General features: G+C 40.0%; 2 protein-coding genes. Both read left to right on the forward strand.

The genetic code is table 11. The features are described 5' to 3' along the window. The first annotated feature begins 88 nt into the window (after positions 1-88). Positions 89-673, forward strand: a complete 585-nt coding sequence (locus AC1DPQ_RS26205) for a riboflavin synthase (protein ID WP_477611357.1) — start codon at positions 89-91, stop codon at positions 671-673. 167 nt (positions 674-840) lie between these two features. Then, positions 841-2030: family 78 glycoside hydrolase catalytic domain (locus AC1DPQ_RS26210; protein ID WP_477611358.1), on the forward strand; the 1190-nt coding region annotated here is incomplete at its 3' end.

Consider the following 2030-nt stretch of genomic DNA (forward strand, 5'->3'; position numbering starts at 1 on the left):
AGGATATGGTGCTATGGCTTAGTTGGGCGGAAAAGCATAAAGCGAAAAATAGGTTAAGTTTTAACCTGATATTTTAATAAATAAAAAAATGTTCACAGGAATTATAGAAACACTCGGCGAAGTTACTGCCATTAAAAACGACCATACCAATATTCACTTTACCATAGCTTCTGCAATTAGYCATGAGCTGAAAATCGATCAAAGTGTAGCCCATAATGGGGTGTGCCTGACAGTGGTAGCCTTAAATGATGGGACACATACCGTTACCGCTATAGATGAAACGCTAAACAAAACCAATCTCGATGGTTTAAAAGTAGGCAGTAAAGTTAACCTTGAGCGCTGCATGCAGATGAATGCCCGTTTAGATGGTCATATTGTGCAGGGCCATGTAGACCAGACTGCTGTTTGCGTGAAACGTGAAGCACTGGACGGTAGCTGGGAGTACCGCTTTAAATATGATGCTTCGGCCGGAAATGTAACCGTAGAAAAAGGTTCTGCCTGTGTAAACGGTATCAGCTTAACTGTTGTAAATTCTGAGCCAGACGAGTTTTCGGTATTTATCATCCCCTATACCTTCGAACATACCAATTTACAGGAAGTTCAAGTTGGCGATACCGTAAATTTAGAATTCGATATTATTGGCAAATACGTTGCCCGGTTAATGAATCGATAATCCGTATTTTTGCTGCTCGCTTGTTGTTTTTAGTGTTGATAAGTGGTGCTTTATTAAATTATTGTCGTTGTGCTAACGCTTAATTTTTCATAACAGTACAGGATGGTTGGTTAAATAATATTTCTGATTATCGTACAGTTAAGATTAAAAAATTAACGCTAACCAATATGAACAGGAATTCCCGTACCTCAGGCACAATAACTGCCCTTGCCTTATTGCTTTTATTTACAACGAATGTTTTAGCACAGAAAATCTCGGTAAAAGATTTCACCGTTGAGCATTTAGTAAATCCTTTTAGTATTGATAATCCAAAACCCAGATTTAGCTGGAAAATCATTTCGGATTTAAAAAATACCAAACAGCGCAATTACGAAATCAGACTGGGTACAACAGCAAATATTGATAAAGTTTTGTGGAAAGCTGCGGTAAAAGATGATCAATCGGTATTGATTGCCTATGATGGCCCTGGGTTATCGTCAAAAACCAAATATTACTGGCAGGTTAGGGTAAAAGATAACCACGGAAATACATCTGCATGGTCGCCGGTTCAGTTCTTTCAAACAGGTTTAAAACCTGAAGACTGGAGCGCAAAGTGGATCGCAGTAGCAGGAGAAGATACTTCTCTGGCCAGTCCACTATTCAGAAAAGAATTTAACCTGAAAAAAGAGGTAAAATCTGCAATGGCTTACATTACTGCCAAGGGTTTGTATGAGGCCAATATTAACGGCGGGCGGGTTAGCGATACTTATTTTGCACCAGGGTGGACAAGTTATAAAGATCATATTCAATACCAGGTTTACGATGTTAAGCAATCGCTAAAGAAAGGGGCCAATGTAATTGGCGTTTCACTAGGCGATGGCTGGTACAAGGGACGTATCGGGTTTAATAATCAAAAACAATTTTATGGCGATACCAGGGCTTTATTGCTGCAACTGGAATTGGAATATGCTGATGGAACCACAGAAACCATTATAAGCGATAACAGTTGGAGAACAGGTTATGGGCCAATACTTGCTTCCAATATTTATGACGGAGAAACCTACGATGCCCGTTTAGAGCTCCAAGGCTGGAATAATATTGGTTTTAAAGAAAACACTTACTGGAAACCTGTGCAGGAACTCGCCAAGGGCCCGGAAAAGCTGGTTGGGATGAGCGGACCGCAGGTGACCAAACATGAAACGTTTAAAGCCTTAAAAATATTTAAAACCCCAAAAGGTGAAACCGTGGTTGATTTTGGACAGAACTTAGTGGGCTGGGTAATGTTAAAAGCCAAAGGTGCGGCAGGTACCAAAATTACCATTAGCCATGCTGAGGTATTAACCAAAGAAGGAAATTTTTATACCACTAATCTCCGGTC

It is taken from the genome of Pedobacter sp. 01T416_2 (assembly GCF_056398925.1).